The sequence below is a fragment of the Stenotrophomonas sp. 82F1 genome (assembly GCF_056861525.1).
Map to the genome: position 1 here is coordinate 95689 of NZ_JBSPUD010000018.1, position 7651 is coordinate 103339.

Here is a 7651-nt window from a genome sequence, read left to right on the forward strand (position 1 = left end):
GGGGCATCTCAGCCTGAAACGGCCCGGGCAGTGCCCGGGCCGTCCAGGAAACAACGAACAGCGTAAGGCCGATATTACTCGGACTTGTTGCCGTTCAGCTGTGCACGCAGCAGCGCGCCCAGCTGGGTGGTGCCGCTGGAAGCCGAAGAGGACTGGTATTCCTCCAGCACTTCGCGCATTTCAGCGTCGTCCTTGGCCTTGATCGACAGCTGCAGGGTACGACCCTTGCGATCCATGCCCACGAACTTGGCTTCAACCTTGTCGCCGACCTTCAGGTGCTGGGTCGCGTCGTCCACACGCTCGTTGGCGATGTCGCGAGCTGCAACATAACCTTCGATGCCGTCGGACAGCTCGATGATCGCGCCCTTGGCGTCGACTTCCTTCACCACGCCTTCGACCTTGGAGCCCTTCGGATTGGTCGCCATGTACTGGCCGAACGGATCCTGCTCCAGCTGCTTGACGCCCAGCGAGATGCGCTCGCGCTCCGGATCGACGGCCAGGACCACTGCGTCCAGGTTGTCGCCCTTCTTGAAGTTGCGAACGATGTCTTCGCCAGTGGTCGCCCAGCTGATGTCGGACAGGTGAACCAGGCCGTCGATGCCGCCGTCCAGGCCGATGAAGATGCCGAAGTCGGTGATCGACTTGATCTGGCCCGACACCTTGTCACCCTTCTTGTGGGTGGCAGCGAAGGTTTCCCACGGATTGGCGGCAACCTGCTTCATGCCCAGCGAGATGCGGCGACGCTCCTCGTCGACGTCCAGGACCATGACTTCAACTTCGTCACCGACCTGCACAACCTTGGACGGGTTGACGTTCTTGTTGGTCCAATCCATCTCGGAAACGTGCACCAGACCTTCGACGCCCGGCTCGATCTCGACGAATGCGCCGTAATCGGTGACGTTGGAGACCTTGCCGAACACGCGGCTGTTGGCCGGGTAACGACGGGCGATGTTATCCCACGGATCTTCGCCCAGCTGCTTCAGGCCCAGCGAAACGCGGTTGCGCTCGCGGTCGAACTTCAGCACGCGCACGTCCAGCTCGTCGCCGACGTTCACGACTTCGGACGGATGGCGCACGCGCTTCCATGCCATGTCGGTGATGTGCAGCAGGCCGTCGATACCGCCCAGGTCCACGAATGCGCCGTAATCGGTCAGGTTCTTGACGACACCCTTCAGGATCGCGCCTTCCTGCAGCTTGTCCATCAGCTGCTCGCGCTCTTCCGAGTGCTCGCTCTCGACGACAGCGCGGCGCGAGACCACGACGTTGTTGCGCTTGCGGTCAAGCTTGATGAGCTTGAATTCCAGCTCCTTGCCTTCCAGGTAGGCCGGATCGCGCACGGGGCGCACATCGACCAGGGAACCCGGCAGGAAGGCGCGGACATCCTTGATGTCCACGGTGAAACCACCCTTGACCTTGCCGCTGATGCGGCCGGTGATGGTTTCGTTCTTTTCCAACGCTTCTTCCAGCTCGTCCCACACCATCGCGCGCTTGGCCTTCTCGCGCGACAGGACGGTTTCACCGAAGCCGTTCTCGATCGAGTCGAGGGCGACCTTGACGATGTCGCCTTCGGCAACATCGATTTCGCCAGCGTCGTTACGGAACTGTTCGATCGGCACGATGCCTTCCGACTTCAGCCCGGCGTTGATCACCACGACGTCGCCGCGGACTTCAACAACGGTACCGCTGACGATGGCGCCCGGCTTCAGCTTGGCCAGGTTGGCCTGGCTGGCTTCAAACAGTTCGGCAAATGATTCGGTCATTAGATTTACTCTGTTGGACACATGGGTCGGCTGGCTTCCCTTCAGGGAATGGCTGCCGCCCGCCTGTTGGTCGACCCCGGAAATGCAGGTCGTGTGTGGAAGTAGGAAAACCGCCACGCATCATTGCGCGACGGAGCTTTTACAGCACTGCAGATGCGCGACCTCCACCGATGCTGCTGGCAGAGCTCCCGCGCGAACGGATCAGGCAGCCGGAACCGGAAGCAGATCCATCACTCTGGCAACGACATCTTCGATGCCGATGCCTGTGGTGTCGATGAGGACAGCATCGTCTGCCGGCTTCAGGGGCGCCACGGTACGCTGAGCATCACGGGCGTCGCGGGCCATGATCTCGCGCAGGAGGTCTTCAAAGTTAACAGAAACCCCCTTGTCTTTCAACTGCTTATGCCGGCGCTCGGCGCGCTCCTCGGCACTGGCGGTCAGGAATACCTTATAGGGGGCGTCGGGGAAGATGACGGTGCCCATGTCGCGGCCGTCGGCGACCAGCCCCGGCTCCATCCTGAATGCGCGCTGGCGCTCCTTCAGGGCGGCCCGGACCTCGGGAATGGCGGCAATGGCCGACGCCAGCGCTCCGGTGGTCTCCAGCCGCAGCTCGTCGGTGGCATCGGTGCCATTGACCAGGACCCGCATGGCATCGCCCTGCTCGACGAACTGGACATGGGTATCAAAGGTGCAGCGCACCAGCGCGGAGGCATCGGAGGTGTCGATGTCGGCCCAGCTGGCCGCCACGCCGACGGCGCGGTACAGCGCACCCGAATCCAGGTAGTGCCAGCCCAACCGGCGCGCCACGATGCGGCTGATGGTACCCTTGCCGGCCCCTGACGGGCCGTCGATGGTCAGGACGGGAACGAGTGGATTCATGGGGGTCCTTGCGCGTGTGAAGGGGGCATTCTAGCCCCTGCCAGACACCCCGCAACGGGCCTTTTGTGCAACCACTTGAAACCATGGGGAAAAGCCCGGTAGAATAGCGGGCTTGAACGAGCGTCCACTGCCGATTGTCTTTCGCATATCGCGGCCACGCTCCACCCGAACAACTACTGTTTACGCCGAGGTATGCCATGAAAGTTCTGTCCTCCCTGAAGTCGGCGAAGGCCCGTCACCGTGACTGCAAGGTCGTGCGTCGTCGTGGCAAGATCTTCGTCATCTGCAAGTCGAACCCGCGTTTCAAGGCGCGTCAGCGCTAAGCCCAACGGTCCTTGTGACCGCGGCTGGCCCCACGCGGGGCCGACCCGATGCAAAAAGCCGCCTTCGGGCGGTTTTTTGTTTATGCGGTTTTTTCCTGCCGTTTTTGCTGTAATCGCTGTTCTTGACCACTGGGGAGTAGATCGAGATGACGCGTTACCTGTGCACCTTGGCCGTACTGGCCACCCTGGCTGCCGCCACCCCGGCGCTGGCCGATACCCTGCTTGTCGACCGCGCCCGCGAAAAGCCGGCCGGCGCCCTGCCCGTCCGCGGCCAGAGCATGCAGCAGGTGCAGTCCCAGTTCGGCGCGCCGGCAGAGCAGCTGCAGCCGCGCGGCGGACAGAAACGGCAATGGCCGACCATCCACCGCTGGGTGTACCCGCAGTTCACCGTCTACTTCGAGAAGCAGAAGGTGATCGACGTGGTGGCAAACCAGGCGGATCCGAACGAAATCGGCCCCAAGCCGCCGATCCGTTGACCCCCATGCCCGCCACCTGCGGGCGCGTGTAGCGAGACCATGAACCAGACCCTTCGTTTTCCTGCCGAATGGGAAGCCCAGAGCGGCGTCCTGATTGCCTGGCCCACCGCCGACACCGACTGGGCCGAGCGCCTGGGCCAGGTGGAAGAGACCTACATCGCCCTGGTTGCGGCGATCACCCGCTTCCAGCCGGTGCTGATCTGCGTGGCCGACGATGACGTGGAGACCTATGCCGAGATGCGGCTGCGCTCCAACCGCATCGACATGGACAAGGTCCACTTCACCACCGCCGCGTACGACGATACCTGGCTGCGTGATTCGGGCCCGATCACCCTGCGCCGCGCCGATGGCAGCTTCCAGCTGCTGGACTTCCGCTTCACCGGCTGGGGCGGCAAGTTCGATGCCACCCTCGATGACCAGCTGGTCGGCGTGCTCGACCAGGCCGGCGTGTTCAACGACGCGGCGGTGCGCAGCATTCCGTTCGCACTGGAAGGCGGCGGCATCGAAACCGATGGCGAAGGCACCCTGCTGACCACCTGGAAGTGCCTGCACGAGCGCCATCCCGACCGTGACCGCGACAGCCTGAGCGCCGACCTGGCCAACTGGCTGCAGCAGGAACGCGTGCTGTGGCTGGATCACGGCTATCTGGAAGGCGACGACACCGACGCCCATATCGACACCCTCGCCCGCTTCGCCTCGGCCGACAGCATCGTCTACCAGGCCTGCGACGACGCCAGCGACTCGCACTACGCCGAGCTGCAGGCGATGGGCGCCGAGCTGGCCGCGCTGCGCACGCGTGATGGCCAGCCGTACCGGCTGTTCCCGTTGCCGTGGGCAAAGCCGGTGATCGATGAAGGCCGCCGCCTGGCTGCGTCCTACGCCAATTACCTGATCGTCAACGGCGCGGTGCTGATGCCGGCCTATGGCGACCCGGCCGACGACCTGGCCCGCGATGTGCTGGCACAGGCCCATCCGGGCCGCGAGATCGTGCAGGTGCCCTGCCGCTCGCTGATCTGGCAGAACGGCAGCCTGCACTGCATCACCATGCAGCTGCCGGCCGGGCTGTTGAAGGCGTAATCCACGCGGGAGCGCCGGGCCATGCCCGGCGAGCGCAGCGGCATCCGCAGAATCCGCCGGGCATGGCCCGGCGCTACCGGTTGCGTGCACCATTCAGCAGCCAACACGCTGTCGTGCCGCATCCGCGTTAACATGCCGGTTTTCCCCCGCAGGATCGCCCCGCATGAACTCGCGCAGCCCTCTTACCGTCGCCCTGATCCAGGAGCGCAACCACGGTGATGCCGCCGCCAACCTGGCGGTGATCGAAGCGCGTGTTGCCGACGCTGCGGCACAGGGCGCGAAGCTGGTGCTGCTGCAGGAACTGCACAACGGTCCCTACTTCTGCCAGCACGAATCGGTCGATGAATTCGACCTGGCCGAGCCGATTCCCGGCCCGAGCACCGAGCGTCTGGGCGCGCTGGCCAAGAAGCACGGCGTGGTGCTGGTCGGCTCGCTGTTCGAGCGCCGCGCTGCCGGCCTGTACCACAACACCGCCGTGGTCTTCGAGAAGGACGGCACGTTGCTGGGCAAGTACCGCAAGATGCACATTCCGGACGACCCGGGTTTCTACGAGAAGTTCTACTTCACCCCGGGCGACATCGGCTTCAAGCCGATCGACACCTCGGTCGGCCGCCTTGGCGTGCTGGTGTGCTGGGACCAGTGGTACCCGGAAGCGGCGCGCCTGATGGCGCTGGCCGGTGCGGAACTGCTGCTCTACCCCACCGCGATCGGCTGGGACCCGGATGACGTGCAGGACGAGAAGACGCGCCAGCGTGACGCCTGGGTGCTGAGCCACCGTGGCCATGCCGTGGCCAACGGCGTGCCGGTGCTCAGCTGCAACCGCGTGGGCCATGAAGCGTCGCCGCTGGGCGCCTCGGGCATCCAGTTCTGGGGCAACAGCCACGTGCTGGGCCCGCAGGGCGAATTCCTGGCCGAAGCCGGCACCGAAGCGACGATTCTGATGTGTGAGGTCGACCTGCAGCGCAGCGAGCATGTGCGCCGCATCTGGCCGTTCCTGCGCGATCGTCGCATCGACGCCTACGGCGATCTGCTCAAGCGCTACATCGACTGACCCGGAGCCCGCGCATGGCCGTACTCATCCGTGATGCCGGCCCTGCCGACATCGCTGCGATCACCGCGATCTACGCGGTGGAAGTGACCGACTTCGTCAACACCTACGAGTACGACATTCCCGACCAGGCCGAGATGCTGCGCCGCATGCGCGACATCATCGACCGCGGCTTCCCCTACCTGGTGGCCGAGGTCGACGGCCAGGTTGCCGGCTATGCGTATGCCAACACATACCGCACGCGCATCGCCTACCAGTGGACCGTTGAGAACTCGGTCTATGTCGATGCGCGCTTCCAGGGCCGTGGCGTTGGCACCAGCCTGCTGCAGGCACTGATCGATGCCTGCACCGCGCGCGGCCATCGGCAGATGGTGGCGGTGATCGGCGAGCCGACCAACACCGCCTCCATCAAGCTGCACGAACGCTTCGGTTTCCAGCTGGTGGGCGTGTTCCGTGGCCTCGGCCGCAAGCACGGCCGCTGGCTGGACACCGTGCAGATGCAGCGCGCGCTCGGCGATGGCGCCGATTCCGCTCCTTCCAATGAATGATTCCATGACCGAAACCCTTCCCGAAACCGGCGACGAACTGTTCGCCGGCCAGCCCGTGCGCGTCGTCGAACGCGATGGCGTGCGCTACACCCTGCTGGGCACTGCCCACGTTTCCCATGCCAGCGTCGAGGCGGTGGAAAAAGCCATCGACAGCGGCCGTTTCGATGCCGTCGCCGTCGAGCTGGACCCGCAGCGCCTGCAGGCACTGAGCGACCCGGACACGCTGGCCAAACTGGACCTGGTGGAAGTGATCCGCAAGGGCCGCGTCGCGTTGTTCGCGGCCAACCTTGCGCTGTCGGCCTACCAGCGCCGACTGGCCGAACAGCTCGGCATCGAACCGGGCGCGGAACTGAAGCGTGCAGTGGAACTGGCGCGCGAGCGCAACCTGCCGGTGCACCTGATCGACCGCGAAGTCGGCCTGACGTTCCGCCGCGCTTCGCAGCGACTGGGCTTCTTCGGCAAGCTGAAGCTGGTGGCCGGGCTCGGCGCCGGCCTGTTCTCGTCCGAGGATGTCGGCGAAGACGAGATCGAGAAGCTGAAGCAGGGCGACATGCTGGAATCGAGCTTCGGCGAATTCGCCAGCGAGAACCCGGCCTTGTACGAAACGATCATCGGAGAGCGTGACCGCTACATGGCCACGCGCCTGCGCGAAGCGCATGATCCGCAGCAGCGTGAAGTGCTGGCGGTGGTCGGTGCCGGCCACCTGGCCGGCCTGGCGCGTTACCTGGAAACCGATACCGAGGCGCCCGCGCCGTTGCGCGAGCAGCTGGAAGCGGTGCCGAAGAAGCGCAACATCCCGTGGTTCACCCTGGCGATCCTCGCCATCGTGGCCACCGGCATCGGGGTCGGCTTCTATCGTGGTGGACTGGGCGTGGGCACCGACCTGCTGGCGACCTGGGCGATGTATACCGGCGGCCTGGCTGGCCTGGGCTGCCTGGTGGCCGGCAGCCATCCGCTGAGCATCCTCACCGCGATCGTGGTGGCGCCGTTCAAGCCGTTCCGCCTGAGCATCCCCACCGGTGCGTTCGCGGCCCTGGTGGAAGCGCGCCTGCGCAAGCCGACCTACGAGGATTTCCTCAAGCTGCGTGACGACGCGCAGTCGTTGAAGGGCTGGTACCGCAACCGCGTCACCCGCGTGGTGCTGACCTTCATGCTGACCAACCTGGGCAGCATGCTGGGCCTGTGGCTGACTGCCGGCAGGGTGTGGAGCAAGGTGGCGGGGTAACCCTTTCAACCGGCCACAGGATCTGTAGCGCCCGAGCCCATGCTCGGGCGACGCCGCGACGCGGCGAACAGCAGCCGAGCATGGCTTGTATGTTCCTCCCGGCTCCTACGAGGTATGTAGGAGCCAGGGTGGAGGGACCGTCAACATGATATCTGCGGGTAGCAGCCGACAGACGAGCCGAGCGATCCCCATCCCGCACCTTAACGTCGATAAAGGATCTAGCGGCCTTTGAGGACCGCCGATGTAGGCAAGCCAACGTGGTGCGGTACCACCCCAGCCCCTCAACAATAGCTGGGAGTTGCGCAGATGTCAGAT

General features: G+C 64.9%; 8 protein-coding genes. 6 read left to right on the top strand and 2 right to left on the bottom strand.

Annotation, left to right across the window (positions count from 1 at the left end; translation table 11 throughout):
- Nucleotides 1-74 precede the first annotated feature (74 nt).
- Both rpsA and cmk read right to left on the bottom strand, forming a co-directional pair.
- Nucleotides 75-1760: a 30S ribosomal protein S1 gene (rpsA, locus tag AC13GI_RS16335; RefSeq protein ID WP_025875032.1), complete on the bottom strand. Its 1686-nt coding sequence runs from the start codon at nt 1758-1760 to the stop codon at nt 75-77.
- A gap of 201 nt (nt 1761-1961) precedes the next feature.
- The gene (gene cmk, locus AC13GI_RS16340) at nt 1962-2639 is read right to left on the bottom strand and encodes a (d)CMP kinase (RefSeq protein ID WP_032977572.1); all 678 of its coding nucleotides are present in this window, start codon (nt 2637-2639) and stop codon (nt 1962-1964) included.
- Between the two features lie 197 nt (nt 2640-2836).
- On the opposite strand from cmk, the gene ykgO reads away from it, so the two are divergent.
- The 6 genes from ykgO (at nt 2837) to AC13GI_RS16370 (ending at nt 7336) form a co-directional block, all read left to right on the top strand.
- Nucleotides 2837-2962 carry a type B 50S ribosomal protein L36 gene (gene ykgO, locus AC13GI_RS16345; RefSeq protein WP_005409283.1) on the top strand — a complete coding sequence of 42 codons (126 nt, stop codon included), beginning with the start codon at nt 2837-2839 and terminating at the stop codon, nt 2960-2962.
- Between the two features lie 146 nt (nt 2963-3108).
- Nucleotides 3109-3438, top strand: coding sequence for a hypothetical protein (locus tag AC13GI_RS16350; RefSeq protein WP_089240526.1), 330 nt, complete (start codon nt 3109-3111; stop codon nt 3436-3438).
- Between the two features lie 39 nt (nt 3439-3477).
- A complete protein-coding gene (locus AC13GI_RS16355; protein WP_099821259.1) occupies nt 3478-4515 on the top strand; it encodes an agmatine deiminase family protein in 1038 nt (345 codons plus the stop codon).
- A 163-nt stretch (nt 4516-4678) separates the two neighbouring features.
- Nucleotides 4679-5566, top strand: a complete 888-nt coding sequence (locus AC13GI_RS16360; protein ID WP_099821258.1) for a carbon-nitrogen hydrolase — start codon at nt 4679-4681, stop codon at nt 5564-5566.
- 14 nt (nt 5567-5580) lie between these two features.
- Nucleotides 5581-6111 carry a GNAT family N-acetyltransferase gene (locus AC13GI_RS16365; RefSeq protein ID WP_099821257.1) on the top strand — a complete coding sequence of 177 codons (531 nt, stop codon included), beginning with the start codon at nt 5581-5583 and terminating at the stop codon, nt 6109-6111.
- A gap of 4 nt (nt 6112-6115) precedes the next feature.
- Nucleotides 6116-7336 (top strand): TraB/GumN family protein, encoded by a 1221-nt coding sequence (locus tag AC13GI_RS16370; protein ID WP_482996842.1) that lies wholly within the window; start codon nt 6116-6118, stop codon nt 7334-7336.
- Nucleotides 7337-7651: the final 315 nt, after the last annotated feature.

Bases quoted from the DNA above. Each gene is read 5' to 3' on its own strand.
- cmk (WP_032977572.1), bottom strand. From the start codon at position 2,639: ATGAATCCACTCGTTCCCGTCCTGACCATCGACGGCCCGTCAGGGGCC.
- AC13GI_RS16360 (WP_099821258.1), top strand. From the start codon at position 4,679: ATGAACTCGCGCAGCCCTCTTACCGTCGCCCTGATCCAGGAGCGCAAC.
- AC13GI_RS16355 (WP_099821259.1), top strand. From the start codon at position 3,478: ATGAACCAGACCCTTCGTTTTCCTGCCGAATGGGAAGCCCAGAGCGGC.
- AC13GI_RS16370 (WP_482996842.1), top strand. From the start codon at position 6,116: ATGACCGAAACCCTTCCCGAAACCGGCGACGAACTGTTCGCCGGCCAG.
- AC13GI_RS16365 (WP_099821257.1), top strand. From the start codon at position 5,581: ATGGCCGTACTCATCCGTGATGCCGGCCCTGCCGACATCGCTGCGATC.
- rpsA (WP_025875032.1), bottom strand. From the start codon at position 1,760: ATGACCGAATCATTTGCCGAACTGTTTGAAGCCAGCCAGGCCAACCTG.
- AC13GI_RS16350 (WP_089240526.1), top strand. From the start codon at position 3,109: ATGACGCGTTACCTGTGCACCTTGGCCGTACTGGCCACCCTGGCTGCC.
- ykgO (WP_005409283.1), top strand. From the start codon at position 2,837: ATGAAAGTTCTGTCCTCCCTGAAGTCGGCGAAGGCCCGTCACCGTGAC.